Source organism: Geodermatophilus saharensis, from assembly GCF_900188205.1.
In the GTDB taxonomy this organism is placed as follows: domain Bacteria; phylum Actinomycetota; class Actinomycetes; order Mycobacteriales; family Geodermatophilaceae; genus Geodermatophilus; species Geodermatophilus saharensis.
Map to the genome: position 1 here is coordinate 159,752 of NZ_FZOH01000006.1, position 26,365 is coordinate 186,116.

General features: G+C 75.0%; 28 protein-coding genes and 4 tRNA genes. 15 read left to right on the forward strand and 17 right to left on the reverse strand.

The genetic code is table 11. The features are described from left to right. From CHC04_RS15765 to CHC04_RS15800, 8 genes are all read right to left on the reverse strand, one after another. Positions 1-540: a hypothetical protein gene (locus CHC04_RS15765; protein WP_089404897.1), complete on the reverse strand. Its 540-nt coding sequence runs from the start codon at positions 538-540 to the stop codon at positions 1-3. An 11-nt stretch (positions 541-551) separates the two neighbouring features. Then, complete coding sequence (locus tag CHC04_RS15770; protein WP_089404898.1) at positions 552-1,751, reverse strand: glycosyltransferase family 4 protein; 1,200 nt, start codon at positions 1,749-1,751, stop codon at positions 552-554. Beyond that, a complete protein-coding gene (locus CHC04_RS15775; RefSeq protein ID WP_089404899.1) occupies positions 1,751-2,698 on the reverse strand; it encodes a phosphatidylinositol mannoside acyltransferase in 948 nt (315 codons plus the stop codon). The genes CHC04_RS15770 and CHC04_RS15775 overlap by 1 nt, the downstream gene beginning before the upstream one ends. Next, a complete protein-coding gene (gene pgsA / locus CHC04_RS15780) occupies positions 2,695-3,321 on the reverse strand; it encodes a phosphatidylinositol phosphate synthase (protein WP_089404900.1) in 627 nt (208 codons plus the stop codon). The genes CHC04_RS15775 and pgsA overlap by 4 nt, the downstream gene beginning before the upstream one ends. A gap of 1 nt (position 3,322) precedes the next feature. After that, positions 3,323-3,901, reverse strand: a complete 579-nt coding sequence (locus CHC04_RS15785) for an HIT family protein (RefSeq protein ID WP_176450034.1) — start codon at positions 3,899-3,901, stop codon at positions 3,323-3,325. Further along, the gene (gene thrS, locus CHC04_RS15790) at positions 3,898-5,916 is read right to left on the reverse strand and encodes a threonine--tRNA ligase (RefSeq protein ID WP_089404901.1); all 2,019 of its coding nucleotides are present in this window, start codon (positions 5,914-5,916) and stop codon (positions 3,898-3,900) included. Before thrS ends, CHC04_RS15785 begins: the two co-directional genes overlap by 4 nt. Before the next feature lie 85 nt (positions 5,917-6,001). Continuing rightward, positions 6,002-6,568, reverse strand: a complete 567-nt coding sequence (locus tag CHC04_RS15795; protein ID WP_089405033.1) for an MOSC N-terminal beta barrel domain-containing protein — start codon at positions 6,566-6,568, stop codon at positions 6,002-6,004. Between the two features lie 10 nt (positions 6,569-6,578). Then, positions 6,579-6,968: an HNH endonuclease gene (locus CHC04_RS15800; RefSeq protein ID WP_176450035.1), complete on the reverse strand. Its 390-nt coding sequence runs from the start codon at positions 6,966-6,968 to the stop codon at positions 6,579-6,581. A gap of 175 nt (positions 6,969-7,143) precedes the next feature. On the opposite strand from CHC04_RS15800, the gene CHC04_RS15805 reads away from it, so the two are divergent. Then, the gene (locus CHC04_RS15805; RefSeq protein WP_089404902.1) at positions 7,144-7,686 is read left to right on the forward strand and encodes a dihydrofolate reductase family protein; all 543 of its coding nucleotides are present in this window, start codon (positions 7,144-7,146) and stop codon (positions 7,684-7,686) included. A 62-nt stretch (positions 7,687-7,748) separates the two neighbouring features. Here CHC04_RS15805 and CHC04_RS15810 read toward each other — a convergent pair. The 4 genes from CHC04_RS15810 to CHC04_RS15825 all read right to left on the reverse strand — a co-directional run bounded on the left by CHC04_RS15810 (position 7,749) and on the right by CHC04_RS15825 (position 9,935). After that, positions 7,749-7,820, reverse strand: a tRNA-Val gene (locus CHC04_RS15810). Positions 7,821-7,846: 26 nt separating this feature from the next. Then, entirely contained in the window at positions 7,847-8,320 is a 474-nt protein-coding gene (locus tag CHC04_RS25025) for a TIGR02611 family protein (protein ID WP_245817297.1), read from the reverse strand. A gap of 14 nt (positions 8,321-8,334) precedes the next feature. After that, entirely contained in the window at positions 8,335-9,288 is a 954-nt protein-coding gene (locus CHC04_RS15820) for an anti-sigma factor domain-containing protein (RefSeq protein ID WP_089404903.1), read from the reverse strand. Next, complete coding sequence (locus CHC04_RS15825) at positions 9,285-9,935, reverse strand: sigma-70 family RNA polymerase sigma factor (protein ID WP_245817299.1); 651 nt, start codon at positions 9,933-9,935, stop codon at positions 9,285-9,287. Before CHC04_RS15825 ends, CHC04_RS15820 begins: the two co-directional genes overlap by 4 nt. A gap of 139 nt (positions 9,936-10,074) precedes the next feature. On the opposite strand from CHC04_RS15825, the gene CHC04_RS15830 reads away from it, so the two are divergent. The 4 genes from CHC04_RS15830 (at position 10,075) to CHC04_RS15845 (ending at position 10,899) form a co-directional block, all read left to right on the forward strand. Continuing rightward, positions 10,075-10,518, forward strand: coding sequence for an SsgA family sporulation/cell division regulator (locus CHC04_RS15830; protein WP_089404905.1), 444 nt, complete (start codon positions 10,075-10,077; stop codon positions 10,516-10,518). 69 nt (positions 10,519-10,587) lie between these two features. Further along, positions 10,588-10,660 (forward strand) — tRNA-Gly (locus CHC04_RS15835). Positions 10,661-10,704: 44 nt separating this feature from the next. Next, positions 10,705-10,775: transfer RNA gene (locus tag CHC04_RS15840), tRNA-Cys, on the forward strand. A 49-nt stretch (positions 10,776-10,824) separates the two neighbouring features. After that, a tRNA-Val gene (locus CHC04_RS15845) sits at positions 10,825-10,899 on the forward strand. 53 nt (positions 10,900-10,952) lie between these two features. Here CHC04_RS15845 and coaE read toward each other — a convergent pair. Continuing rightward, positions 10,953-11,558 carry a dephospho-CoA kinase gene (gene coaE, locus CHC04_RS15850; protein WP_089404906.1) on the reverse strand — a complete coding sequence of 202 codons (606 nt, stop codon included), beginning with the start codon at positions 11,556-11,558 and terminating at the stop codon, positions 10,953-10,955. Positions 11,559-11,716: 158 nt separating this feature from the next. Between coaE and CHC04_RS15855 the strand changes: the two genes are divergently transcribed. Further along, positions 11,717-11,980, forward strand: a complete 264-nt coding sequence (locus CHC04_RS15855) for a hypothetical protein (RefSeq protein ID WP_089404907.1) — start codon at positions 11,717-11,719, stop codon at positions 11,978-11,980. 146 nt (positions 11,981-12,126) lie between these two features. Here the strand turns inward: CHC04_RS15855 and rpsA are convergent, their stop codons facing one another. Then, complete coding sequence (gene rpsA, locus CHC04_RS15860; RefSeq protein ID WP_089404908.1) at positions 12,127-13,593, reverse strand: 30S ribosomal protein S1; 1,467 nt, start codon at positions 13,591-13,593, stop codon at positions 12,127-12,129. Positions 13,594-13,807: 214 nt separating this feature from the next. Between rpsA and CHC04_RS15865 the strand changes: the two genes are divergently transcribed. Further along, a complete protein-coding gene (locus tag CHC04_RS15865; protein ID WP_089404909.1) occupies positions 13,808-14,647 on the forward strand; it encodes a class I SAM-dependent methyltransferase in 840 nt (279 codons plus the stop codon). On the opposite strand, the gene CHC04_RS15870 is transcribed toward CHC04_RS15865, so the two are convergent. After that, positions 14,622-15,113, reverse strand: coding sequence for a winged helix-turn-helix transcriptional regulator (locus CHC04_RS15870; RefSeq protein WP_089404910.1), 492 nt, complete (start codon positions 15,111-15,113; stop codon positions 14,622-14,624). The genes CHC04_RS15865 and CHC04_RS15870 overlap by 26 nt on opposite strands. An 82-nt stretch (positions 15,114-15,195) precedes the next feature. Here CHC04_RS15870 and CHC04_RS15875 point away from each other — a divergent pair, with 82 nt between their 5' ends. From CHC04_RS15875 to CHC04_RS15880, 3 genes are read left to right on the forward strand one after another with little or no spacing between them, the layout of a single operon-like run. After that, the gene (locus CHC04_RS15875; RefSeq protein ID WP_089404911.1) at positions 15,196-15,690 is read left to right on the forward strand and encodes a GNAT family N-acetyltransferase; all 495 of its coding nucleotides are present in this window, start codon (positions 15,196-15,198) and stop codon (positions 15,688-15,690) included. Positions 15,691-15,707: 17 nt separating this feature from the next. After that, complete coding sequence (locus tag CHC04_RS24260; protein WP_176450036.1) at positions 15,708-15,851, forward strand: hypothetical protein; 144 nt, start codon at positions 15,708-15,710, stop codon at positions 15,849-15,851. A 15-nt stretch (positions 15,852-15,866) separates the two neighbouring features. Next, a complete protein-coding gene (locus CHC04_RS15880; protein ID WP_089404912.1) occupies positions 15,867-17,402 on the forward strand; it encodes a SigE family RNA polymerase sigma factor in 1,536 nt (511 codons plus the stop codon). Between the two features lie 117 nt (positions 17,403-17,519). On the opposite strand, the gene polA is transcribed toward CHC04_RS15880, so the two are convergent. Further along, entirely contained in the window at positions 17,520-20,258 is a 2,739-nt protein-coding gene (gene polA, locus CHC04_RS15885) for a DNA polymerase I (RefSeq protein WP_089405036.1), read from the reverse strand. A gap of 58 nt (positions 20,259-20,316) precedes the next feature. Here polA and CHC04_RS15890 point away from each other — a divergent pair, with 58 nt between their 5' ends. Further along, on the forward strand, positions 20,317-20,721 hold the full coding sequence (locus CHC04_RS15890; protein WP_089404913.1) for a PaaI family thioesterase: 405 nt from the start codon (positions 20,317-20,319) through the stop codon (positions 20,719-20,721). A gap of 17 nt (positions 20,722-20,738) precedes the next feature. Here CHC04_RS15890 and CHC04_RS15895 read toward each other — a convergent pair whose 3' ends face one another. Next, positions 20,739-21,368 (reverse strand): GNAT family N-acetyltransferase, encoded by a 630-nt coding sequence (locus CHC04_RS15895; protein ID WP_176450037.1) that lies wholly within the window; start codon positions 21,366-21,368, stop codon positions 20,739-20,741. A 332-nt stretch (positions 21,369-21,700) separates the two neighbouring features. Between CHC04_RS15895 and CHC04_RS15900 the strand changes: the two genes are divergently transcribed. Genes CHC04_RS15900 through CHC04_RS15915 form a run of 4 tightly spaced genes read left to right on the forward strand, consistent with a single transcriptional unit; the run spans position 21,701 to position 25,870 of the window. Further along, the gene (locus CHC04_RS15900; protein WP_089404915.1) at positions 21,701-22,951 is read left to right on the forward strand and encodes a branched-chain amino acid ABC transporter permease; all 1,251 of its coding nucleotides are present in this window, start codon (positions 21,701-21,703) and stop codon (positions 22,949-22,951) included. 3 nt (positions 22,952-22,954) lie between these two features. Further along, positions 22,955-23,953 (forward strand): branched-chain amino acid ABC transporter permease, encoded by a 999-nt coding sequence (locus tag CHC04_RS15905; protein ID WP_089404916.1) that lies wholly within the window; start codon positions 22,955-22,957, stop codon positions 23,951-23,953. Continuing rightward, positions 23,943-25,019 carry an ABC transporter ATP-binding protein gene (locus CHC04_RS15910; RefSeq protein ID WP_217897398.1) on the forward strand — a complete coding sequence of 359 codons (1,077 nt, stop codon included), beginning with the start codon at positions 23,943-23,945 and terminating at the stop codon, positions 25,017-25,019. Before CHC04_RS15905 ends, CHC04_RS15910 begins: the two co-directional genes overlap by 11 nt. Then, the gene (locus CHC04_RS15915; RefSeq protein ID WP_217897399.1) at positions 25,016-25,870 is read left to right on the forward strand and encodes an ABC transporter ATP-binding protein; all 855 of its coding nucleotides are present in this window, start codon (positions 25,016-25,018) and stop codon (positions 25,868-25,870) included. Before CHC04_RS15910 ends, CHC04_RS15915 begins: the two co-directional genes overlap by 4 nt. Positions 25,871-26,365: the final 495 nt, after the last annotated feature.

Sequence of the window (26,365 nt, forward strand, 5' to 3'; positions counted from 1 at the left end):
TCAGCCGCGAGGGGTGCCGGCGGCGGCCGGGACGGCGTCGAGGCCGTCCTCGACGTCGAAGAAGCGCGGCAGCGGGCGGTCGGCGTGCAGCCGCAGCAGCCGGGGCAGCCGGCGCAGCCGCAGCAGGTGGGTGTCGCGGACGGCGTCGTTGTAGAAGCGGCGGGCCAGGGCCATGCGCGCGTCGGCCTCGGCCAGCGCGGCCAGGCACGCCGGCGGGATGCCGGGGACCTCGCGGGGCAGGGCGCGCAGCTCGCGGCCGAGGGCGTTCTCGGCCAGCTCGCGGTCGCCGGCCAGCGGGTCGTGGGCGTCGTGCGCGGCCGCCTTGAGGCGCGTGGCGCGGTCCTCGCCCAGCGCGGCGGAGTGGTCGGAGGCCAGGTCGGCGGCGAGCGCCGCGCGCTGCCGCAGCCGGCCGTCGAGGACCGTCCACGCGCGCGCCACCCGGGTCTCCAGGCGCCGCAGCCGGGTGAGCGTCCAGGCCGTCCACGCCAGCAGGAGCGCGACGACGCCGAGGGCGAGGAGCAGCCAGGCGTCGGGCGTCATGCCTGCCCACGCTAGCGGCGGACGCGCCTCAACAGGGACGGGAACACCCCGTCGGCCGCGGCGAGCTCGTCGTCGTCGGCGGCGGTCACCCCGCCGGCACCGGGCAGCGCCACGGTCTCGTAGACGGCGAGCACCCGGCGGGCCACGGCCTGCCAGTCGTAGCCGGCCGCCGCCTCCCGCCCGGCCGACGACAGCGCCGTGCGGCGGGCCGGGTCGGCGAGCAGGTCCGACAGCGCCCGGGCCAGCGCGCCGACGTCCCCGCGGCGGACCAGCACGCCGGCCGCGCCGTCCTCGAGGACCCGCGCGAACGCGTCGAGGTCGCTGGCCACGATCGGCGCGCCGGCGGCCATCGCCTCGATGAGCACGACGCCGAAGCTCTCGCCGAGCAGGTTGGGCGCGCAGTAGACGTCGACCGAGCGCAGGAACGCACCCTTGTCGGCCTCGGACAGCTCACCGAGCAGCGCCACCGACGGGCGCAGGTCCTCCCCCACCGCGTCGCGCAGCGCGTCCGGGTCGCCGCGGCCGGCGATGAGCAGGCGGGCACCCGGGTGCTCGCGGACGACGGTGCGCATGGCCTCGAGCAGCACCGGCAGCCCCTTGCGCGGCTCGTCGTAGCGGCCGAGGAAGCCGATGGTGGGGCCGTCGACGCCGCGGGCGGTCCCGGGCAGCGTCGGCCCCTCGGCGAAGGCGGCCACGTGCACGCCGTTGGGGATGATCACCGCGTCGCCGCCGAGGTGCTCGACCTGCAGCCGGCGGGCGAAGTCGGAGACGGCGATCCGGCCGCTGATCCGCTCCAGCCACGGGCGCACCACCGGGCCCCACGCGGCCAGCCACTTCGACCGCACGGTGGCGGCGTGGAAGGTGGCCACGATCGGCCCCTTGGCGATCATGCAGACCAGCAGGCCGATCGACGGCGGCGCGGGGTCGTGCACGTGGACGACGTCGAAGCGGCCGTCGCGCAGCCACCGGCGCACCCGGGACGCCGACACCGGGCCGAACTGCACGCTGGCCATCGAGCCGTTGTAGGGGATGGGCACGGTGCGCCCGGCGAAGGTGAGCCAGGGGTCGGTCAGCGACTCCTCCCGCTCGGCGGGCGTGAGCACCCCGACGTGGTGGCCGAGCCCGAGCAGCGTCTCGGCGAGGTCGCGCACGTGGTACTGCACCCCGCCGGGCACGTCCCACTGGTAGGGACAGACCAGGCCGATGCGCATCAGCCGCGCTCCGGCGCCGGCGGGTCGGGCGGCACGTCGGCCCAGATCCGCCCCAGCACGTGCCAGTCCTCGGGCTGCCGGGCGATGGTGTCGGTGAAGGCGTCGGCCACGCCCTGCATCGCCGTCGCCACCCGGTCGCGCAGCCGCACACCGCCGTCGAGGGGGACCTCCGGGCACACCGCGTGCACCCAGCCGAGCCCGCTGAACCGGGAGACCGCCGGGTGCAGGGCGGCCCCGGTGCGCGCGGCCAGCAGCGCAGGGCCCCCGGGCATCGTGGTCGGCCGGCCGAAGAACTCCACCGGCACGCCCCCGGGGCCGAGGTCGCGGTCGACGAGCAGGCAGACCGAGCGGCCGCCGGCGAGCCACTCGCGCAGCACGTCGGAGCTCGGCCGGGGCCCGCCGGTGAGCGGTACGACGCGGAAGCCGAGGGTCTCGCGGTAGGCGAGGAATCGCTCGTAGAGCGACTCGGGGCGCAGCCGCTCGGCGACGGTCATGAAGGGCCCGCCGAGCCAGTCGACGAACCACACGCCGGCGGCGTCCCAGTTGCCGCTGTGCGGCAGCGCGAGGACCACCGGGCGGCCCTGCGCCCGCGCCCGCTCGAGGTGCTCCTGCCCCTCCATGACGGTGTCGCGCAGCACGCGGGCGGGATCGAGCCGCGGCAGGCGGAAGGCCTCCTGCCAGTAGCGCGCGTAGGAGCGCAGCGCGCGGCCGGTGAGCTCGTCGAGCGCCTCCTCGTCGAGCTCGCCGCCGGTGGCGACCCGCAGGTTGGCCCGCAGCTGCCGGGTGCCCCGGCCCTCGCGCCGGGCGGCGACGCGGGCACCGGCGTCGAACGCGCCGCGGGCCACCGGCTCGGGCAGCCACTGCACCGCGCGCCAGCCGGCCGCGTAGCCGAGGTCGGTGACGCGGGCACCGACCCGGGACGCGACGGAGCCACGGCGCCCGCTCACGGAGCCGGCGCCGGCAGGGCCTGCCCGCGCGCCCCCCGGTGGACGGCGACCACCCGCTGCCCCACCGTGATCGCGCCCCCGGCGACCAGCAGCCACAGCCCGACGTCGACGGCGTACGGGATGCCGAGCCCGGTCAGGCCGGTGCCGGCGAGGGCCAGGATCAGCCGCTCGGTGCGCTCGACCAGCCCGACGTCGCAGGGGATGCCCACGCCCTCGGCGCGCGCCTTGATGTAGCTGGTCAGCACGCCCAGGACCAGGCCGACGAGGGCCAGCAGCGCCAACAGGCGGTCCTCGCCCGCGCCGGTGAACCACCAGACCAGCGCCCCGAAGACGGCGGCGTCGACAGCGCGGTCGCAGGTGGAGTCCAGCACCGCGCCGAACGCCGACCCGCCGCCCCGGGCGCGGGCGAGGGCGCCGTCGAGCATGTCGAGCAGCACGAACAGCGTGACGGTGAACGCGCCCCAGAACAGCACGCCGTCCGCGATGAGCAGCACCGCGGCGGCGATCGCACCCAGCGTCCCGGTGACGGTGACCGCGTCCGGGGTCACCCCGGCGCGGGCCAGCCGGGCCACCACCGGCGCCCAGAACCGGCCGACCACCGCGCGCGCCCCCTGGCCGAGCACGTCAGCTCCCCGGGACCGGCGCGGTCGCGCCCGGCCAGTGCTCGGCGAGCAGCGCCCGGGTCTCGGCGAGCACCTGCGGCAGCACCCGGGTCAGGCCGATCACCGGCATGAAGTTGGTGTCCCCGCCCCAGCGGGGCACCGCGTGCTGGTGCAGGTGGTCGGCGATGCCGGCGCCGGCCACCGAGCCCTGGTTCATGCCGATGTTGAACCCGTGGGCGCCGGTCACCCGCCGCACCACGCGCATCGCCGTCTGCGTGAACGCGCCGAACTCGGCGACCTCGGCGTCGGTGAGGTCGGTGTAGTCGGGCACGTGCCGGTACGGGACCACCATCAGGTGCCCGGCGTTGTACGGGTACAGGTTGAGCACGGCGAAGACCGTGGTGCCGCGCGCCACCACCAGCCCCTCCTCGTCCGGCATGGCCGGGATGAGGCAGAACGGGCAGTCGTGTTCCCCGGTGGGCTTGCCCGAGCCGCGGATGTAGGCCATCCGGTAGGGCGTCCACAGGTGCTCGAAGACGGTGGCCGGGCCGCCGTCGTCGCTGGAGACCGGGACGGAGAACCCGTCCGGGCCGGTGGTCACGGGCTCTCCAGCGGCGCGTCCGCGGTCGGGTCGACGTTGTGCCGCCCGGCCACCCAGGCGACGATCGCGTCGACGGCGTCGTCGACGGGCACGCCGTTGCGCTGGCTGCCGTCGCGGTAGCGGAAGGACACCGCCCCGGCCTCGGCGTCGGTGGCCCCGGCGATGAGCACGAAGGGCACCTTCTGCTTGCTGGCGTTGCGGATCTTCTTCTGCATGCGGTCGTCGGAGTCGTCGACGTCGACGCGGATGCCGCGCGCCCGCAGCCGCAGCGCGACGTCGGCGAGGTAGCCGACCTGGTCGTCGGTGACCGGGATGCCGACCACCTGCACCGGCGCGAGCCACGCGGGGAAGGCGCCGGCGTAGTGCTCGGTGAGGATGCCGAAGAACCGCTCGATGGAGCCGAACAGCGCGCGGTGCAGCATGACCGGCCGCTTGCGGGTGCCGTCGGCGGCGGTGTACTCCAGCGCGAACCGCTCGGGGAAGTTGAAGTCGACCTGCAGGGTCGACATCTGCCACGAGCGGCCGATGGCGTCGCGGGCCTGCACGGAGATCTTCGGCCCGTAGAACGCCGCGCCGCCCGGGTCGGGCACCAGCTCCAGCCCCGAGGCGTCGGCGGCCGCCTGCAGCGCCGCGGTCGCCTCCTCCCACTGGGCGTCCTCGCCGATGAACTTCGGCGAGTCGTCGCGGGTGGACAGCTCCAGGTAGAAGTCGTCGAGGCCGTAGTCGCGCAGCAGGCCCAGGACGAAGTCGAGGACCCCGCGGATCTCGGCGGCCATGTCCTCGCGGGTGGTGAAGATGTGCGAGTCGTCCATCGTCAGGCCGCGCACCCGGGTCAGCCCGTGCACCACCCCGGACTTCTCGTAGCGGTACACCGTGCCGAACTCGAACAGCCGCAGCGGCAGCTCGCGGTAGGACCGCCCGCGGCTGCGGTACACGAGGATGTGCATCGGGCAGTTCATCGGCTTGAGGTAGTAGTTCGCGCCCTCGAACTCCATGGGCGGGAACATGGTGTCCGCGTAGTACGGCAGGTGCCCGCTGGTGAGGAACAGGTCCTCCTTGGTGATGTGCGGGGTGTTGACGAAGGAGTAGCCGCCCTCCTCGTGCCGCCGGCGGCTGTAGTCCTCGAGCTCGCGGCGGACGATCCCGCCCTTGGGGTGGAAGACCGCCAGCCCCGAGCCGATCTCGTCGGGGAAGCTGAACAGGTCCAGCTCGGCGCCCAGGCGCCGGTGGTCGCGGCGCTCGGCCTCGGCCAGGTGCTCCAGGTACCCCTTGTGCGCCTCGCGGCTCTCCCACGCGGTGCCGTACACCCGCTGCAGCTGCGGGTTCTTCTCGTCGCCGCGCCAGTAGGCGGCCGCCGAGCGGGTGAGGCTGAAGGCCGGGATGCCGTTGGTGCGGGGCAGGTGCGGGCCGCGGCACAGGTCGGTCCACACCCGCTCGCCGGTGCGCGCGTCGAGGTTGTCGTACATGGTCAGCTGCCCGCTGCCGACCTCGACGTCGGCGCCGTCGGCGGCCCCGCCCTTGAGGTCGACGAGCTCGAGCTTGTACGGCTCGTGCGCGAGCTCGGCGCGGGCCTCGTCCTCGGTGACCTCCCGGCGGCTGAACCGCTGCCCGGCCTTCACGATCTGCTGCATGCGCTTCTCCAGCGCCTGCAGGTCCTCCGGGGTGAAGGGCCGCTCGGGGTCGAAGTCGTAGTAGAAGCCGTTCTCCACCGGCGGCCCGATGCCCAGGCGGGTGCCCGGGAAGAGGTCCTGGACGGCCTGGGCGAGCACGTGCGCGGTGGAGTGGCGGATCACCGCGCGGCCCTCGGGGCTGGCGGCGACGACCGGCTCCACCTCGGCGTCGGCACCGGGGACCCAGGACAGGTCGCGCAGGTCGCCGGTGGCCAGGTCGCGGACGACGACGGCGCCGTCGGGGCCCTTGAGCGCGACCCCGGCGTCCTTGAGCGCCTGCTCGGCCGTGGTCCCGGCCGGCACCCGGATCGGGGTGGTGACGGCGGGGGGTGGCGCGGCGGACACGGGATCTCCTGGGGGTCGCTGGGCGGTTCGCGCGGCGTCCGCGCGGCGGGCGTCGCGCAGGCCAGCGTATCGACCGCCGGGGCGCTCACCGGGCCGACTCGGCTCCTCCGCCGACCGGCTGCACGGGATCACCGACCGCGACCGTCCCCGGCTGCGCCACCTCGGCGTAGACACCCAGGCAGTGCTTCGGCAGCCGGGTGACCTCCAGCACGACCGACCCCAGCCGCAGCCGCCGGCCCACCCAGGTCCGCTCGTCGTCGCCGGCGGGCAGGTCGAGCACGAGGTTGGCCCGCGGGTCCTCGGCGCCGCAGCCGGCCGGGACGACACCCGCGGCCGCGCGCTCCAGCGCCTGCCGGGAGACCAGGTGCACCGCCGCGGCGCCGTCGGGCCGGCCGGTCAGCGGCCGGATCCGCACCGGCCGCCCCAGCGCCGCGGAGACGGCGGCGGCGTCGAGGTCGGGGGAACCGGTCGGGACGACGCCGGCGAGCTCCGGGGCGTCCTTGCCGCGCAGCACCCGCCCGTCGGCCTCGGCGACGGCGCAGGCGCGGTCACCGGCCAGGCCGGCGGGGCCGACGTCGGCCCGCTGCAGCGGCGTCCCCGCGCAGCCGCGCACCGGGTAGACCGAGACGGCCACGACCGTTCCCGCGCTCACGCGGGCCACGCTACGCAGGCCGGGCGGCGGGGGTGCCCCGGCGGCGCAGCCTCCGCAGCTGCGCGTCGAGGTAGGGCCGGGCGCGGCGCTGGCCGCCGCGGTCGGCGATCGCCGCGGCCAGGTCGGCCAGCACCCGGGCCAGCCGGGCCTCGTCGGCGGGCCAGCCGCGGCGCAGGCACTCCTCCAGCCACTCGACCGGCGCGGTGTGCCCCCGCTCGCCGTTGCACCGGCGGCAGGCGGCGACCTCGTTCTCCAGCCACGACGGGCCGCCCTTGACCCGCGGTACGACGTGCTCGGTGGTCGCGGTGACCTGCCCGGTCAGCGCGCGGCCGCACCAGATGCACGTGGAGCCGTCCCGTTCCACGGCCGCGTCCAGGCGGGCGGCCCTGTCCAGTGCCATCCCCTCCATGGTCCGCCCACCCGCGCCTGGCGGCGCGGCCCCGGGCTGCCGCCGCTGTGACGTCGGTGACACGGCGCGTCCGGTGCCGATGAGTTCCGCCGTCGGCCAGGGTCTCCCCGACGACACCGACCGACCCGGACGGGCCGACCGCCGGACCAGCAGTGAGGAGCACGACATGGGCGTCATCAGGGTGCACGAGTTCACCACCGTCGACGGGGTGGTCGACGCCCCGATGTGGACGGTGGACTACGGCTTCCCCGACGACCTCGCCGCCTCGATCGGCGCGATCACCGCGCCCGCGGGCGGCATCCTGCTCGGCCGGACCACCTTCGAGATGTTCGCCCCCGCCTGGTCCACCCGGACCGCCGAGGAGGACGAGGGCGCGCCGTTCTTCAACGACACGACCAAGTACGTCGTCTCCTCGACGCTGACCGACGCCGAGTCGGTGTGGCGCAACTCGACGTCGGTCGGCGGCTACGACCCCGCGCGGATCCGCGAGCTGAAGGCCGACCGCGACCTCTACGTCAGCGGCAGCGCCACGCTGGTGCGGGCGCTGGTCGCCGACGGCCTGGCCGACGAGCTGCACCTCTACGTCTACCCCGTCGCCGTCGGGCAGGGCATCCGGCTGTTCCCCGAGGGCACCGCGCAGAAGCTGGCGCTGCTGGACGTGGAGAAGCTCAGCAACGGGGTGGCGCACCTGACCTACGGTCCCGCCTGACCGACCCGCCCGAGCGACGACGAGAGGGCCGGTCCCGTACGGGACCGGCCCTCTCGTGCGCGTGGGCGATACTGGGTTCGAACCAGTGACCTCTTCGGTGTGAACGAAGCGCTCTACCACTGAGCCAATCGCCCGCTGCGCCGTCCATGATGCCAGACGCTCAGCGCCACAGGGGCACCCACCCCGGCACCCAGTCGGGCACGCCGGTCAGGTGCAGGACGACCACCAGGGCGCCGTAGACGAACGCCGCCGTCAGCGCGCCGATGCCCAGCCGCACCCAGATCGGCTGCCGGCCCAGCCAGTCGGTCCAGGCCCGGACGTTGCGCCGGGTGAAGTCGAGCAGCCGCTCGGCCCACCGGAACTCGGTGGCGAGGACGACGAGGCCGGCGATGACGGTCAGCCAGCCGGGGCCGGGCAGCGGGATGGTGGCCAGGCCCACCGCGACGACCAGGCCGCCGACGATCCCGACGACGACGCGGTAGGCGGAGTCGATCGAGCGGCGTGCGGCCACGCGCCGGCGCCAGCGGGTCCCGGCGACGCGCTCGCGCAGGCTGTGGTGCCCGTCCTGCGCGGCGTGCTCCCGCCGCCGCCCCTCGCCCTGCCGCGCCGCCTCCTCCTGCGGGAGGGGCGGCACGGTGTCCTGTCCGCTCAGCTGGTCACCTGCCCGTCCGCCACCACCTCCGACGGTTCCGCCGGAGCCTGCCGACCGGGCTCGATGCTGATCGCGTACGCGTCGTACGCGTCGCTGCCGGTCGGGGCGGACTCTACGGTCCGGAGGTCGGTCTGCGGGGAGATCACGTCGAAGGTGCCCAACGCCACCGGGCCGTCCCCGGCGATCCCCCACACGACGTAGGTGCTGTCGCTGCTGTCGTTCACCCGCAGCCCGTCGGTGACCACCTGCACCCGGCCGTCGCGGGCGACCACCGTGGCGAGCACGTCCTGCCCCTCGGTGTCGACCACCGGCGCGATGGCCGCCCGGCCCGGCTCCAGCAGCGCGTCGATCACCTCCGCCTGCCGGGTGGCGACCGCCTGCGCGTCGTCACGCGCCGACCCGAGGACGACGGTCCAGGTGCCCAGCGCCAGGATCGCGGCCACCGCGGCCGCGACCAGGGCGTTGGGCAGCACCCGCCGCCACACCGACCGGGGGTCGGCACCCGGGCCGGGGACCGGGGACGTGTAGTCGGGGAACCCGGTGGCCCGCCGGCCGGCCGCCGTGGACCCGGCCGCCGTGGACCCGGCCGCCGTCGGCCCGGCGCCGGGGACGTCGGTGCGCCGCCTGCCGCCCGGGGGTGCGGGGGGCACGGGCGGGAGGGCCGGCGGGGCCGGTGGGGCCGGCTCCGCGCCGGCCGGGGGCGGCAGCTGCTCGGTGCGCTCGACGGCGTCCCGCAGCCGCTCGCGCAGCCGCTCGGAGGGTTCGGCGGCCGGCAGGTCACCGGCCAGCGCGGACATCACCTCGGCGGTCTCGGCGACCGTGCGCGCGCACCGGGGGCAGGTGGCCAGGTGGGCCCCGAAGACCGCCTCGTCCTCGGGCTCGAGCGCGTGCAGCGCCCAGCCGACGGCGAGCTCGTCGAAGGTCTGGTGGTCGTCGTGCCGCGCGCTCACCGCGCACCCCCGTCGACCGCTGCGGAGTCGCTGAGCGCGCCCCCGGCCGTGGCACCGGCCACCGCGCCCAGCTCCTCCTTCAGCCGGCGCATGCCGGCGAGCATGCGGGTCTTGACCGTGCCCAGCGGCGCGCGGGTCAGTGCCGCCACCTCCCGCTGGGTGTAGCCGCCGTAGTAGGCCAGCGTCAGCGCCTCGCGCTGGGCGTCGGGCAGGGTGCCCAGGGCCAGCCGCACCCGCTCGGACACCACCCGGGTCCAGGCCTCGTCCTCGACGTCGTGGGCGCTGGTCGGCGCGCGCAGCGCCAGGTCGTCCTCGGCTCGGGACTGCCGGCGCCGGTGGGCCTCCTCGCGGCGGACGGCGTCGACCGCCTTGTGGTGCACCATCGCCATCAGCCAGGAGGAGAAGCTGCCGCGGGCCCCGTCGTACGCGTGCGGGTCGCGCCACACGCTCAGGAACACGTCCTGGACGACGTCCTCGGCGAGCGTGTCGTCGGCCAGGATCCGCCGGGCGAGGGCGAAGGCCGGCCGGCGGAACCGGTCGTAGAGGTCGTCGACGGCACCGCGGTCCCCCGCGCGCACCCGCAGCACGAGGTCGGCATCACCGGGATCGCCCTCCGGTCGTCGTGCCGGACGCGTCACGGACCCCATCGTCACACGACGGGTTCGACAGGCACACTCATCCCGGTTCACCACGCCACGGGACGGGTACCGACAGGAGACCCGGACGGATGACACGCCCGGGCGTCGGGACGCGCACCGTCCTGTCGTACCGGTCGTTGGAGAGGTCATGTCGCACCGCGCTACCCCCGGGTACTCCGTCCCTACGACGCTGCACCTGGTCGGCCCCGGCTCGTGGACAGAGGTGCCCGCCGTGCTGTCCTACGAGGTGAGCGACCCCTTCGCGGTCCGGATCGGGTTCGGCGAACCCGGCGACCCGGCCGACGACGGCATCACCTGGCTGCTGGGCCGCGAGCTGCTGACCGCGGGCCTCGAGCACCCGGCCGGCGACGGCGACGTGCGGCTGTGGCCGGCCCGCACCAGCGGCGACGTGCTGTACCTGCACCTGCGTGCCCCCTCCGGCGAGGCGCTGTTCGAGCTGTCCCGCGCCACGGTGGCCGCCTTCCTGCAGCAGACCGAGGCCCTGGTCCCGACCGGCCAGGAGACCGCGGCCCTCGACGTCGACGAGGAGCTGGCCGTCCTGCTCGGCGGCGGCGACCCCGGCGCGCACTGACCCCCCGGGGGGACCCCCCGTGAAGGCCCCTGTGCGGGTCGGGTATGGTTCTCCCTGCACGACAGCAACGCGGACGTGGCTCAGTTGGTAGAGCATCACCTTGCCAAGGTGAGGGTCGCGGGTTCGAATCCCGTCGTCCGCTCGGGACCTCGAGCGCTGGTCGCACGACCGGGCGCTCGTGTGTGCGGTGGAGTGGCCGAGAGGCGAGGCAACGGCCTGCAAAGCCGTCTACACGGGTTCAAATCCCGTCTCCACCTCGCCTCCTCGCCGAGGGCGGTGGAGCGGGCCGGTCACACGACCGGACTCGGGCGATTAGCGCAGTGGTAGCGCGCTTCCCTGACACGGAAGAGGTCACTGGTTCGAACCCAGTATCGCCCACCAGCACGGGAGCCCCGGACCACGCGGTCCGGGGCTCCTGTCGTCCCGGGACCGGCTCAGCCCCGCTCCCCCACCACCGGGGCGACGCGCTCGGTCCAGAAGTCCTCGACCTGCCCGGCGAGCGCCTCGGGGGCGCCGCTGTTGTCCAGGACGACGTCGGCGACCGCCCGGCGCTGCTCGTCGGTCGCCTGGGCAGCGATGCGGGCCCGGGCGTCGTCCTCGGACAGCCCGCGGCGCACCAGGCGGGCCAGCCGCGTCTGCAGGTCGGTCTCGACCACCAGCACGAGGTCGAACCGGCCGGCCTGACCGGTCTCCACCAGCAGCGGCACGTCCTGGACGACGACGGCGTCCGGCGGCGCCGCCGCGACCAGCTCCTGCGCCCGCGCCCGCACCAGCGGGTGGACGATCCCGTCGAGCCGGGCACGCGCCTGCGGGTCGCCGAAGACGATCGACGCCAGCGCCGCGCGGTCCAGCGCGCCGCCGGCGGTGAGCACCTGCGGCCCGAACGCGTCGACGACGGCGGCCAGGCCCGGCGTGCCCGGCTCGACGACCTCCCGCGCGATCGCGTCGGAGTCGACCACCAGCGCTCCACGGGCGGCCAGCAGCGCCGCCACCGTGCTCTTCCCCGACCCGATCCCGCCGGTCAACCCGATGCGCAGCACGCACGGACCGTAACGAGCGCGCAGGACGCGGTCACGGACGGGTAACACCCGTCCGTCCTGCCCGGCGCGTCGCACCAGTCACACCCGTCACTCCTCATAACGTCCGCCCCGGCGGTTCCCCACGGAGGGGGACCCGGCCGAGAGAGGCAGGCACCACGATGTCGCTGACCCGCACCACTGCCGCGACCGCCGGCACCGGCTCCCGCACCCGCGGCCGGCACCGGGTGGAGCGCGCCGGCGGCATCCGGGTCGCGGACCTGCCCGCCGTGCGCGAGCGCCTCGCACGGGAGGTCGCGCCGGCACGCCGCAGTTTCTGGAGCTGGCTGCTCGACGCCGCCCCGGCCGGCCGGCACACCTGGCAGTCGCTGGCCGCCGCCGGTGGCCGGCCGCGCTCGGCGTTCGCCATCATCCTCAGCCTCTAGCCCGGGTCTGCCCGCCCGGACGGGGATGCCGGGCGGGCGCCCGCCCTCCGCAGGCCGGTCGCACGGCCCGCGGACGCGACAGAGGCCCAGGACCTGTGCGGGTCCTGGGCCTCTGTCGTCGATCAGACCGTCAGCCGGTCAGCGGGTCACTCCCCGCCGGCGAGCTTGGCCCGCAGCGCGGCGAGCGCCTCGTCGCTGGCCAGCGTGCCACCGGAGGTGTCGCCGGTGGTGGCGGTGTCACCGCCGGAGGAGTAGTTGCCCCCGGCAGCAGCCTCGGCGTCGGCCTCGCGGGCCGCGGCGATCTGCTTGCGGTGCGCCTCGAAGCGGGCCTGGGCCTCGGCGTACTGCCGCTCCCAGGTCTCGCGGGCCTCCTCGTAACCCTCGAGCCACTCGCCGGTCTCCGGGTCGAAGCCCTCGGGGTAGATGTAGTTGCCCTGCTCGTCGTAGGACGCGGCCATGCCGTAGGCGGCGGGGTCGAACTGCTCCTCGTCGCCGATGACGCCCTCGTTGGCCTGCTTGAGCGACAGCGAGATGCGGCGCCGGTCGAGGTCGATGTCGATGACCTTGACCAGGAGCTCGTCGCCGACCTGCACGACCTGCTCGGGGATCTCCACGTGGCGCTCGGCCAGCTCGGAGATGTGGACCAGACCCTCGATGCCCTCGTCGACCCGGACGAACGCGCCGAAGGGCACCAGCTTGGTGACCTTGCCCGGCACGACCTGGCCGATCTGGTGGGTGCGCGCGAACTGACGCCACGGGTCCTCCTGCGTCGCCTTCAGCGACAGGGAGACCCGCTCGCGGTCGAGGTCGACGTCGAGGACCTCGACGGTGACCTCCTGGCCGACCTCGACCACCTCGGAGGGGTGGTCGATGTGCTTCCAGGACAGCTCGGAGACGTGCACGAGGCCGTCCACGCCGCCGAGGTCGACGAACGCGCCGAAGTTGACGATCGAGGAGACGACGCCGGTGCGCACCTGGCCGCGGGCGAGCTTGTTGAGGAACTCGCTGCGGACCTCGGACTGCGTCTGCTCCAGCCACTGCCGGCGGGACAGCACGACGTTGTTGCGGTTCTTGTCGAGCTCGATGATCTTGGCCTCGAGCTCGCGGCCCACGTAGGGCTGCAGGTCGCGGACGCGGCGCATCTCGACCAGCGACGCGGGGAGGAACCCGCGCAGGCCGATGTCGAGGATGAGACCGCCCTTGACGACCTCGATGACGGTGCCGGTGACGACCTCGTCGGCTTCCTTCTTCGCCTCGATCGTGCCCCAGGCGCGCTCGTACTGGGCGCGCTTCTTGGACAGGATCAGGCGGCCTTCCTTGTCCTCCTTCTGGAGGACGAGGGCTTCCACCTCGTCGCCGACCTTGACGACCTCGTTGGGGTCGACGTCGTGCTTGATGGACAGCTCGCGCGAGGGGATGACGCCCTCGGTCTTGTAGCCGATGTCCAGCAGCACCTCGTCCCGGTCGACCTTGACGATGACGCCTTCGACGATGTCGCCGTCGTTGAAGTACTTGATCGTCTGGTCGATCGCGGCGAGGAAGTCCTCGGCGGTGCCGATGTCGTTCACCGCGATCTGGGGAGTGCTGTCAGGACGGACCTGGGTGGAGGTCATGTGGTCGAGTGCTCCGGACGGGGGATGCGTAGGGACGGGGGTACCGCGGCCGGGTGACCGCGGGAGCGGGGAGAGCCGGCGCGCGCCGATCCCTTGCGGGTACAGCACTGACAGACCTCTGGCGCATCCCCATGGTACGGACGCGAGCGCACGCGGGTCCACCTGGGTGGGCGACCTCTGCCCGGAGCCCGCGGCGTGTCACGATCGGCGTGTCATGAGCCTGCCGCCCGCGCTCCCCCTGGGCCCCGACGGCTACCCCGCGGCGGGCGGCGTCGAGCGCCGGCCGGCCGGCGCCGCCGAGTCGGCGCGGGCCAACCGCGGCTGGTGGGACGCCGCGGCCCCGGCCTACCTCGCCGAGCACGGCGCCGACCTCGGCGACGTGGACTTCCTCTGGTGCCCGGAGGGGCTGCGGGAGGCCGACGCGCACCTGCTCGGCGACGTCGCCGGGCGGCGGGTGCTCGAGATCGGCTGCGGCTCGGCGCCGTGCGCCCGGTGGCTGCGCCGCGCCGGTGCCGACGTCGTCGCGGTGGACCTGTCGGCGGGGATGCTGGCGCGGGCCGCGGAGCTCAACCGGTCCACCGGGGTCGCCGTGCCGCTGCTGCAGGCCGACGCCGGCGCGCTGCCGCTGGCGGAGGCGTCCTTCGACGTCGTCTGCTCGGCGTTCGGCGGCCTGCCGTTCGTGGCCGACGTCGAGGGGGCGCTGGCCGAGGCGGCCCGGGTGCTGCGGCCGGGCGGGCGGTTCGCCGCCTCGGTCAACCACCCCTTCCGCTGGCCGCTGCCGGACTCCCCCGACCCCGACGACCTGCGGGTCGTGTCGTCCTACTTCGACCGCCGGCCGTACGTGGAGACCGACGGCGGGGGGCGCGCCGTCTACGTCGAGCACCACCGCACGGTCGGTGACTGGGTGCGCGCGGTGGTCGGCGCCGGCCTGGTGCTCGACGACCTCGTCGAGCCGGAGTGGACGCCGGGGCGCACGCAGGAGTGGGGGCAGTGGTCACCCGCCCGGGGCGCGCTGGTCCCCGGGACGCTCATCGTGGTGGCGCACCGCCGCTGACCGCGGCGGCCGGGGGCTGCACCGCCGGGACGGGGCGGACGTCGCGGGCCCCGGACAGCTCGTGGCCGGCGTCGCAGACCAGGGCGAGGTGCACCCGCTCGCCGCAGTCGCGGTGCCGCAGCCCCAGCGGGGCCTCGCCGTCCTCGGACAGGTACCGGTCCCCCCAGGCCATGAGCGCGACCAGCGCCGGGTAGAGGTCGAGGCCCTTCTGCGTCAGCCGGTACTCGTGCCGCTGCCGCTCCCCCTCCGCCCGGTACGGGACCCGCCGCAGGAGGCCCTCCGCCACGAGGGTGTTGAGCCGGTCGGTGAGGACGGCGCGGGGTGCGCCGAGCACCCGCTGGAGGTCGGCGAACCGGCGCACGCCGAGGAACGCCTCGCGCAGCACCAGCAGGCTCCACTTCTCCCCGACGACGGCCAGCGTGCCCGCGACCGAGCAGCGCGACCGGTCCCATCCGGATTCGTCCACGAGTCCAGCATACCGCGCTGAGTTCGCTTGACGAACTCACTCGGGAGGAGCACAGTTCGCCCCACGAACCCAGGAGGTCGGGATGGACATCACCGTGGACACCAGGCCCGTCCGGCCGGACGACGCCCCGCTGTTCTGCCGGCTGTGGGACCGGCTCTCCCCCGAGACGGTCTACCGGCGCTTCCACGCCCCGCTGCGCCGGCCGCCGTTCGGCGCAGCCCGGCTCGTCCAGGTCGACCACGACCTGCGGGAGGCGCTGGTCGCCGTCGTCGGCGGCGAGGTGGTCGGGGTGGCGCGCTACGACCGCTCCCCCGAGGACCCGGCCACGGCCGACGTCGCCGTGGTGGTCGAGGACGCCTGGCAGGGCGTCGGCATCGGCCGCCAGCTGCTCGGCGAGCTCACCGGGCTGGCCGCCCGGCGCGGCGTGCACGCCCTCACCGCCGACGTCCAGGCCGACAACGACCGCATGGTCGGGCTGCTGCGCCGGCTGCTCCCGGACGCCGTCCTCACCCCCACCGCCGGCGTCTACGCCGTGCACGGCCCCCTGACCGGCGCACCGGTGCCGGCCGCCGCCTGACCCGAGAGGAGACCGTCGTGTCCCGTCTGCGCACCACCCTCGCCGAGCACCGCCTCGCCCGTGCCCGCCGGCGCGAGGACCGCGCCCTCGAGCGCCTGCTCACCCGGGCGCCGACCGTCGAGTCCGCCCACGAGCTGCGCGCCATCGCCGCCCGCCGCTGAGGGCACACTGGCCGGGTGACCGGGGACGACGAGGCGGCCTTCGGCCGCTTCGTCGCCGCCGAGCGCGACGCCCTCCTGGACGAGGCGCTGCGGCTGACGGGGGACCCGGTCCGGGCCGAGGACGCCGTCCAGTCCGCCCTCGCGTCGGCCCGACTGCGCTGGGGACGCCGGGGCGCGGACCCCGCGGTGACCGCGGCCGACGCCCTGGCCCGCACCGCCGCCCGCCGCGGCCTGCTCGGCGGCGGCGGACAGGTCCTCGAGTCGCTCGACGGCGCCGCGGCCGGCCCGCCGGCGCGCTGGCGGCTGGATGTCTCCGCCGCCGCGGCCGACGCGCTCGCCCGGGTCCGCCGGCGCCGCCGGCTGCGGGCCGGAGCCGCGGCCGCCGTCCTGGCCGCGGCGGCCGCCGTCGCCCCGCAGGTGCTCCCGCCGCGGCACGCGCCGGCGGCTCCCGGGGCCGACGACGGCGGCGTGCTGACGGGACCGGCCCGCGGCCCGCTCGCCGCCGATCCCGCGTTCGTCGCGGCCGTGCGGTCGGCGGCACCGGGCGGGGAGGGCCGCGTCGTCCTCGCCACCGACACCCCGCACGGCCGGGTGGTGCTGCTGGCGGGGAGCGCCGGCGGGGTCTGGCTGACCGGTCCGGTGGGCGCGGCACCCGGGGCCCTGACCCCCGCCGCCACCGCGTCCCCGGAGCCGGACCGGCCGGCGTCCCTGCTGCTCGGCGGTCCCGGACCGGCGACCCTGGTCGTGGTGGCCGCCCCCGGCGACGAGGTCGAGGTGTCCCGGCGGCTGGAGGTCGACCGGCGGGGCGCGACCGGCCGCACGTGGGAGCCGGTGCCGGTCGACGACGGCGTCGCGGTCACCGTCGTCCCGACGACGCCGCTCGGCGCGGGCACCGCCGTCCGCGTGCTGCGCGACGGGCGGCCGGTCCACCGTGGCGCACCGGCCACCTCCGGTCCCCCGGCCGGGGCGGCCGTCGTCCCGCCGCTGGAGCCGGTGCGGCCGGCGGCCGTGCGCCCGGCCCCCCGGCTGGTCGCCGAGGCGCTCACCGAGGTCGCCGTCCCGCTGGCCGCCGACCCGGCAGAGCTCGAGCCGCGACTGCTGTGGTCGGGGACCCTGCCGCTGGCCGACGTGCCGGGCACCGTGGCCGTCGTCGTGGCGCGCAGCCCGCAGGGCGGCCTGGTGGTCACCACCCGGGCCGGCCAGCTGGGCCGCAGCGGCGCCGGGCGGACCGTGGGGTGCGGGCTGGAGACGGCGCCGGGGTCGACCGACGTGGCCGGGCTGACCGTGGCCGGGGTCTGCGACCTGTCCTCCCCGGAGACCGAGCCCTCCGACCAGGGCCGCTGGCTGGTGGTCACCGCGCCGGCCGCGGCGATCGCCGCCGACGTCCTCGACGCGCGCGGCAGCGTGCTGACCACCGTCGCGCTGGCCGACGGCGGGGGAAGCGCGCTGCTGCCGGCCGGCGCGCGGGAGATGCGCACGATCGACGGCGCCGGGCGGACCCTCGCCGAGGTCCCGATCGGCGCCGCGACCCCCGTCCCGTTCGGCCGGTGACGTGCGGGAACGGCCCTCCTGCAGGGTCCCGCCGCGAGCCGGTGAGGTGCGGGAACGGTCCTCCTGCAGGGTCCCGCCGCGAGCCTGCGAGCGGTGGGGGGCAGGAGGGTCCTTCGCCTAGTGGGCGGCGGCGTCCCAGCTGCGGCCGATGCCGACCGAGACCTCCAGCGGCACCGACAGCTGCGCCGCGCCCGCCATCTCCCGGCGGACGATGGCCTCCAGCGCCTCCCGCTCCCCCGGCGCCACCTCGAGGACGAGCTCGTCGTGCACCTGCAGGAGCATCCGCGAGGCCAGGCCCTCGGCCTCGATGGCCCGCTCCACGCCGAGCATCGCGACCTTGATGACGTCGGCCGCCGAGCCCTGGATGGGCGCGTTGAGCGCCATCCGCTCGGCCATCTGCCGCCGCTGCCCGTTGTCGCTGGTCAGGTCCGGCAGGTAGCGCCGGCGGCCCAGGGTGGTCTCGGTGTAGCCGCTGAGCCGGGCCTCCTCGACGACGCCGTCGAGGTAGTCGCGGATCCCGCCGAAGCGCTCGAAGTAGGCGTGCATCTGCCCGCGCGCCTCCTCCGGGGTGATGCGCAGCTGCTGGGCCAGCCCGTAGGCGCTCAGTCCGTAGGCCAGGCCGTAGCTCATCGCCTTGATCCGGCGGCGCATCTCCGGGTCGACCTGCTCGATCGGGATGTCGTAGGCCCGCGAGGCGACGAAGGAGTGCAGGTCCTCCCCGGACGCGAACGCCTCGATGAGTCCCTCGTCGCCGGACAGGTGGGCCATGATCCGCATCTCGATCTGGCTGTAGTCCGCCGTCATCAGCGACTCGTGGCCGGCCCCGACCACGAACGCCTGCCGGATGCGGCGGCCCTCGGCGCTGCGGATCGGGATGTTCTGCAGGTTCGGGTCGATGGAGGACAGCCGGCCGGTGGCGGCCACGGTCTGCTGGAACGTGGTGTGGATGCGCCCGGCGTCGTCGACCATCGGGATCAGGCCGTCGATGACCGTGCGCAGCCGGGTGACGTCGCGGTGGCGCAGCAGGTGCTCGAGGAAGGGGTGCCCGGTCTGCGCCAGCAGCCAGGTGAGGGCGTCGGCGTCGGTGGTGTACCCGGACTTGATCTTCTTCGTCTTGGGCAGGCCCAGCTCGTCGAAGAGCACCGCCTGCAGCTGCTTGGGGGAGCCGAGGTTGATCTCGTGGCCGATCACCGCGTACGCCTCGGCGGCCGCCGCGGCCACGCCGTCGGCGAACTCCCGCTGCAGCTCGGCGAGCAGGTCGGTGTCGACGGCGATGCCCCGCTGCTCCATCCGCGCCAGCACCCGGGTCAGCGGCAGCTCGAGCTCGTCGAGCAGGTGGTCGCCGCCCTTCTGGCCGAGCACCTGCTCTAGGGCGTCGGAGAGGTCGTTGACCGCGACGGCCTTGAGGACGTCGGCGTGCGCGGCCTCGGCGGCGAGGTCTTCCTCGCTCGGGCCCATGCCGTCGAGGGTCAGCTGCGCCTCGGGGGCCGCGTCGTCCTTGAGCTCGCGGCGCAGGTACCGCACGGCGAGGTCGGCGAGGTCGAAGGAGCGCTGCCCGGGCGTGGCCAGGTAGGCCGCGAGTGCGGTGTCGCTGACCAGGCCCTGCAGGTCCCAGCCCCGGGCCCACACCGCCAGCAGCGGGCCCTTGACGTCGTGGGCGACCTTCTCGGCCGCCGGGTCGGCCAGCCAGCCGGCCAGCGCCTGCTCGTCGGCGGCGTCGAGGTCGGGGCCGCAGTCGACGAAGACGGCGTGGTCGTCGGCGGCGGCCAGCGCCAGGCCGGCCAGCTCACCGGTGCCCCGCCCCCACGTGCCGCGGAACACCAGGCCGGTGCGGCCGGTGCGGGCGTGCGCGTCGAGCCAGGCGCCCAGCCCGCCGGCGGGGACGTCGTCGGCGGTGACGTCGAAGCCGCCCTCGACCTCCGGCTCGGCGCTGCTCAGCGTGGCGAAGAGCCGGTCGCGCAGCACGCGGAACTGCAGGTTGTCGAAGAGGGTGTGCACCTCGTTGCGGTCCCACGCGCGCACCGCGAGGTCCTGCGGGCCCACCTCGAGGGGCACCGCCCGGTCGAGCTCGGTGAGCCGCCGGTTCTGCAGCACCGAGGACAGGTGCTCGCGCAGCTTCTCGCCGACCTTGCCCTTGACGGTGTCGACGCGGTCGACGAGCTCGTCGAGGGAGCCGTACTCGCGGACCCACTTGGCCGCGGTCTTCTCCCCCACGCTCGGGATGCTGGGCAGGTTGTCGCTCGGGTCGCCCCGCAGCGCGGCGAAGTCGGGGTACTGCTGCGGCGTCAGCCCGTACTTGGCCTCGACCTCCTCCGGGGTGAACCGGGTGAGGTCGGAGACGCCCTTGCGCGGGTAGAGCACGGTGACGTGCTCGTTGACCAGCTGCAGGGCGTCGCGGTCGCCGGTGCAGATGAGCACGTCCATGCCCTGCTCGACGGCCTGCACGGTGAGGGTGGCGATGACGTCGTCGGCCTCGAAGCCCTCGGCGGTCACGACCGGGACGTGCAGCGCCGCCAGCACCTCCTGGATGAGGCTCACCTGGCCGCGGAAGTCGGTGGGGCTCTCGGTGCGGTTGGCCTTGTACTCGGCGTAGATCTCGTTGCGGAAGGTCTTGCGCCCGACGTCGAAGGCCACGGCGAGGTGCGTGGGCTGCTCGTCGCGCAGCACGTTGATCAGCATCGACGTGAAGCCGTAGACGGCGTTGGTCGGCTGTCCGGTCGTGGTGGAGAAGTTCTCCACCGGGAGCGCGAAGAACGCCCGGTAGGCCAGCGAGTGCCCGTCGAGCAGCAGCAGCCGCGGCCGCGTCTCCGGACTGGAGGGGACGGTGGGCGCGGGGGTGGTCACCGGAGCGGACATCACCGGTGATCGTATGTCGGGCCACCGACGTCCACGGTCGATGGCTAGCGTCCCGGGGATGACCACACCTGCCCCCGACTGGCTGCCGCTGACCGAGCCGGGACCGCTCGACGACAAGCTGGGCATCCGCATCGTCGACTTCACGCCCGACCGCCTCGTCGCCACCATGCCGGTGGAGGGCAACCAGCAGCCCTTCGGCCTGCTGCACGGCGGCGCCACCTGCGCCCTGGTGGAGTCGGTCGGGTCGTGGGCGGCGGCGATCAACGCCGGGCCGGGCCGCAAGGCCGTCGGCGTCGAGCTCAACGCCAGCTACCTGCGCGCGGCCACCTCGGGCACGGTCACCGCCGTCTGCACCCCCGCCCGCATCGGGCGGACACTGTCGACGTTCCTCGTCCAGGTCACCGACGAGGCCGGCCGCACCACCGCCACCGCCCGGCTGACCTGCGCGGTCGTCCCCGCCTGACCCGGCGGGGCCTTCCCTCAGCGCTCGACGGCGACGGGCAGCGCCCGCGACGGCAGGGGACGGCGGCGGGGCAGCCGGCGCGGCACGGGCAGCCCGCTGCGCTGCCAGGTCGCCAGCGCCCGGCTCAGCGTCTCCCGCGGCACGATCCGGCGGGTGGTCAGCGGCGCGAAGCCCATCCGCGCGAAGAACCGCTGCCGCTCGGCCTCGTGCCCGCCCACCGAGGCGACCACGTGCAGCGCCCCGAGCTCCCCGGCGTAGGCGGCCGCGGCGGCCAGCAGCGCGGTGCCCGCGCCGCGGCGGCGGTGCTCGCGGTGGACGACGAGGTTGTCGACGGTGACCTGCGGGACGCCGAGCACCGTCGACAGCGGGTCGAGCCCCAGCACAGCCAGACCCACGACGGCCTCACCGGCGGAGTCGGCACCCGGCGCGTTGGCCCCCGGGAGGACGGCGAGGACGACGCAGTGGCCGGGGTCGGACAGCAGCCGGCGGAACCCCACCGCCGCGGCGGCGCCCGGGGTCTGCCCGGTGAGCACCCCCTCGGCGTGCGCCTCGGCCCGGTGCTGGCGCACCAGCGCGAGGACCGCGGGCAGGTCCTCCGGGCGAGCCGTGCGCGTGCTGACGCGGGACCACTGACCGTTTGCTGGCACGGGAGTCCTCCCCTGGGCGGTGCCGGGATCGTGCACCCGGCAGCGCCCCGGACCCCCGCCGACGCGCCGGGACGGGACGGGAGTGACACCTGCCGACGGTCCCCGCAGGTCGCGCTCAGGTCACAGCACGGCGTCGGGGGGTGGGGACCCAAGGCCCCTGGGTTACCGTCACGCCCCACCGCACGCTGTGACGGTCGGCACTGCCGTGCCCGTCACCGCTCATCAGGCACTGCCACGACCAGGGAGGTTGTGTGAGGCACCCGTCAGCCACTGCCGGGCCACCTCGGCCGCACCGGAGCGCGATCCGCCCGGGCCCGGGGACCGCCCGGAGGGTGCTGCTCCGGCTCCTGCTGGTGCTCGTCGCCACCACGGGGCTCGCCGTACTGGTCCCCGGCGTCGCCAGCGCCGAGGGCGAGCAGGTCCTCGGGACGCTGCAGACCAGCCGGTCCGGCCCCATCGAGGGCGTCGAGGTCACCGTCACCACCGCCGCCGGCGAGGAGGTCGACAGCGTCGAGAGCGACGAGGACGGCCGCTGGTCGGTCGACCTGCCCGGCCCCGGCGACTACGTCGTCACCATCGACGAGGACGGCCTGCCCGAGGGCGTGAAGCTGGCCGGCACCGACAACCGCACGGTCACCGTGGCCGAGGGCCGCCGCGAGCCGGTGATCATCGGCCTCGAGGACGGCAGCCGGGGTGGCGGCGGAGGCACCGTCCGCGCCGTCCAGCTCCTCGTCGACGGCATCCGCTTCGGCCTGCTGATCGCGATGGCCGCCGTCGGCCTGTCGCTGATCTTCGGCACCACCGGGCTGACCAACTTCGCGCACGGCGAGCTGGTCACCATCGGGGCGATCGTCGCCTGGTACGTCAACGTGCAGGGCGGCGTCCCGCTGATCCCCGCCACGCTGATCGCGATGGTGGCCGGCGCCGCCGTCGGCGCACTCAACGAGCTGGGGCTCTGGCGGCCGCTGCGCCGCCGCGGCACCGGGCTCATCGCGGCCCTGGTCGTGTCCATCGGCCTGTCGCTGCTGCTGCGCTACCTCATCCAGATCGTCTACGGCGGGCGGTCGAGCCCGTACCAGGTGGCCACCGGCCGCGCCGTCGACTACGGCCTCTTCACGCTGACCAACCGGGCGCTCATCTCGATCGTCGTGTCGGTCGTCGTCCTGGTGCTGGTGGCCGTGATGCTCCAGCGCACCAAGATCGGCAAGGCCATGCGGGCGGTCGCCGACAACCGCGACCTCGCGGCGTCGTCGGGCATCGACGTCAACCGCGTGATCCTCGTGGTCTGGATGATGGGCGGCGCGCTGGCCGCCCTGGGCGGCGTCCTGCTGGGGTTGTCCGACCAGGTGCAGTGGGACATGGGCTTCCGCCTGCTGCTGCTCATGTTCGCCGGCGTCACCCTCGGTGGCCTCGGCACCGCCTACGGCGCCCTCGTGGGCAGCCTGATCGTGGGGATCTTCGTGCAGATGTCGACCCTCGTCATCCCGAACGACGTCAAGTACGTCGGCGGGCTGCTGCTCCTGATCGTCATCCTCGTCATCCGGCCCCAGGGGATCCTGGGCAGCCGCGTCCGGATCGGCTGAGCCATGGGTGACCTCCTCGACGCGCTGGCCGTCGCCCTCAAGGCCGGCCTCGGCTTCCAGGCGATCTTCTTCGCGCTGCTGGCCATCGGCATCAACGTGCAGTTCGGCTACGCCGGGCTGCTCAACTTCGGGCAGATCGCCTTCGCCCTGGTCGGTGGCTTCGGCATCGCCATCTCGGTGAGCAAGTGGGGCCTGAACTTCTGGGTCGGCGTGGTCATCGGCCTCGCCGCCGCCGTCGTCCTCGCCCTGCTGCTGGGTCTGCCGACCCTGCGGCTGCGCGCGGACTACCTGGCCATCGCCACGATCGCCACGGCGGAGGGCCTGCGGCTGCTGTTCCGTTCGGTGTCGGCCACCCCGGTCACCAACGGCACCCGCGGCCTGTCGGCCTTCAACGGCGACTTCATCGCCCTGGCCCCGTGGGCGACCAACGAGCGGTACCGGATCCTCGGCACGAGCTGGTCCGGCGGTGAGCTGTGGGTCGCCCTGGTCGGCTGGGCCCTGGTGATCCTGTCCTGCCTGCTGGTGTGGGCGCTCATGCGCAGCCCGTGGGGCCGCGTGCTCAAGTCCATCCGCGAGGACGAGGACGCCGTCCGCTCGCTGGGCAAGAACGTCTACGTCTACAAGATGCAGGCCCTCGTGCTCGGCGGGATCCTCGGCGCCCTCGGCGGCATGGTCTACGCCGTCGGCACCGGCTCGGCCGTCCCCGACCAGTACCAGAACGCCAACACGTTCCTGGCCTACGCCGCCCTGATCCTCGGCGGTGCCGCCCGGGTGCTCGGGCCGGTCGTCGGGTCCATCGTGCTGCTGTTCATCCTGCAGTTCGCCGACACCGGCCTGCGGCTGCTCATCGACAACGGCGTCATCCCCGAGGGGCTGCTGTCCTCCACCGACGTGGCACAGATCCGCTTCGTGCTCGTGGGTATCGGGCTCATGCTGTTGCTGGTCTTCCGGCCACAGGGCATCTTCGGCGACCGACGAGAGGTGATGCTCGATGCGCGCTGACCCCAACCCCCACGGCGCCACGGCGTCCGGCTCCGGCGCCTCGGGTGCCGGAGCGGCCGGCGCCGGCGCGCCGGGGGCCCCCCTGCAGAAGCCCTCCGGCTGGCAGCGCGGGGACGCCCCCCAGCGGCTGGCGCAGACGGCGCTGCGGGACGTCCCCTGGGAGGTCGGCGTCGCCAAGCCCGACCCGGCGATCGTCGTCGACGGCGTGACCCGGACCTTCGGCGGCCTGACGGCGGTCGCCGTCGACCACCTCGAGGTGCAGCGCGGCGGCATCACCGGCCTGATCGGGCCCAACGGCGCGGGCAAGACGACGCTGTTCAACCTGCTGACCGGCTTCGACCAGCCCAACACCGGCAGCTGGGAGTTCGACGGCCGGCCGCTGGGCAAGCTCGCGCCGCACCAGGTCGCCCGCCTCGGCGTCGTCCGGACCTTCCAGCTCACCAAGGCGCTGTCCCGGCTGACCGTGCTGCAGAACATGCTGCTCGGCGCCCAGGGGCAGCGCGGGGAGAGCTTCTGGCGCGCCCTGGTGCCCGGCACCTGGAAGTCGCAGGAGCAGGCCAACACCGAGAAGGCCATGGACCTGCTGCGGCGGTTCAAGCTCGACGCCAAGAAGGACGACTTCGCCGGAACCCTCTCCGGAGGTCAGCGCAAGCTGCTGGAGATGGCGCGGGCGCTGATGAGCGACCCGAAGGTCGTCATGCTCGACGAGCCGATGGCCGGGGTGAACCCCGCCCTGACGCAGAGCCTGCTCGGCCACGTCAAGGACCTCCGCGAGGAGGGCATGACGGTGATCTTCGTCGAGCACGACATGGACGTCGTCCGGGACATCAGCGACTGGGTCGTCGTCATGGCCGCCGGCAGGGTGATCGCCGAGGGGCCGCCGGAGTCGATCAGCCAGAACCAGGCCGTCGTCGACGCCTACCTCGGGGCGCACCACGACGCGCCGCTCACCGTCGAGGAGGAGGACCAGGTCCTCGCCCAGGCCGAGCGGGAGATCGCCCGCGAGGAGCACGGGGGCGGCGACGTGCTCCGGTCCGACACCACCACCGGGAAGGGCGAGCGATGAGCGAGCCGCTGTTCGAGGTCGACGAGTCCGGCGAGGACCGCACCCGCGCCGACGAGGTCGCCACCACGACGACCCTCTCCCCCGCGGAGAAGGCCGCCACCCGCGAGGAGCACCTGCGCCTCGCCGAGGGGGCCCTGGTCCGCGCCGACGACCTCGTCGCCGGCTACGTGCCCGGCGTCAACATCCTGCGGGGCTGCGACTTCTACCTGCAGGACGGCGAGCTGGTCGGGATCATCGGCCCCAACGGCGCCGGCAAGTCCACGCTGCTCAAGACGCTGTTCGGGCTCATCCCGGTGCGCTCGGGCTCGGTGAAGCTGCGCGGGGAGGACATCACCTCCGCGCCGGCGCACCGGCTGGTGTCGATGGGCGTGGGGTACGTGCCGCAGAACAACAACGTGTTCCCCTCGCTCACCATCGAGGAGAACATGCAGATGGGCGTCTACCTGCGGCCGCGGACGTTCAAGGAGCGCTTCGACTACGTCATCGACCTGTTCCCCCTGCTCGGGGAGCGCCGCAAGGGCAAGGCCGGGGCGCTGTCGGGCGGTGAGCGGCAGATGGTCGCCATGGGCCGGGCGCTGATGATGGACCCGTCGGTGCTGCTGCTCGACGAGCCGTCGGCCGGCCTCTCCCCCGCCTACCAGGACGAGGTGTTCATCCGCTGCCGGCGGATCAACGCCACCGGCGTGTCGATCATCATGGTCGAGCAGAACGCCCGCCGCTGCCTGCAGATCTGCGACCGCGGCTACGTGCTCGACCAGGGCCGCAACGCCTATACCGACACCGGCCGGTCGCTCATGACCGACCCGAAGGTGATCGAGCTCTACCTGGGGACCCTCGCCAAGGCGCAGTGATCCCCGGAGGGTCATCCCTCCCGACCGACGACGAGGCCGGCGTCCCCCTGGGGGCGCCGGCCTCGCTCGTGCTGCCCGCCGGAGGGGCCGGCCGCCCGCGCTCTGGCCGCCCGCCGGTCGTAGGCCGGCCGGAGGCACGGTCCGGGCGTGGGCGGCGACCACCACCCCCACCGCGCGGTGCCCGACCTCGCGCCGCGGGGTGGGGTCGGGCACCGCAGGGCGAGGCCGCGGCGTCCGACGGGATCCCCGGGGCCTGGATGCCCGCGAGCGACGGCGCCCGGTCGGACCCGCCGCGCGTCCCCCGCCGCCGTCCCGGCTCACCGAAGCGCGTCCTGACTCGGCGTCGACGGTGAGCCAGGACGCGGCACGATCAGCCGACCTGATCGGGCCGCGGACGACGAGGGGTGCCCGGCCGACCGTGGCGCCCCCGGACAGCACAGCGGCCCGGCACCCCCTGAGGGGTACCGGGCCGCTGCCGGGTGGTGCGAGGTCAGC